General features: G+C 66.9%; 1 protein-coding gene. It reads left to right on the top strand.

The genetic code is table 11. The annotated features are described in order from the left end of the window. Positions 1–317, top strand: a 317-nt coding sequence (locus B4A72_RS01340) for a mannonate dehydratase (protein WP_292977983.1), incomplete at both ends; no start/stop codon positions are given.

The raw sequence follows: 317 nt of genomic DNA on the forward strand, positions 1-317 counted from the left end.
GATTTCGCGGTCTTCGACATCCACATCCTGCAACGCCAGGGCGCGGCCCGGGATGTCCCCGAGCATGTCCGCGACGAGGCCGCGCGCCGCTTTGCCGACATGGACGAGGCGCGACGCCAGCAATTGGCGGGCAACGTCGTCTTCGGCCTGCCGGGCGCAGCCGAACGTTTCAGCCTGCAGGATGTCCGCGACCTGCTTGACAGCTATGCGCCGGTGACGGATGCGGTCCTGCGCCGCAATTTCCACGATTTCCTGGAACAGGTCGCCCCCGTCGCGCAAGAGATCGGGATGCGGCTGTGCTGCCATCCCGACGATCC

Source organism: Paracoccus sp. UBA5162 (assembly GCF_002413585.1).
Lineage (GTDB): Bacteria > Pseudomonadota > Alphaproteobacteria > Rhodobacterales > Rhodobacteraceae > Paracoccus.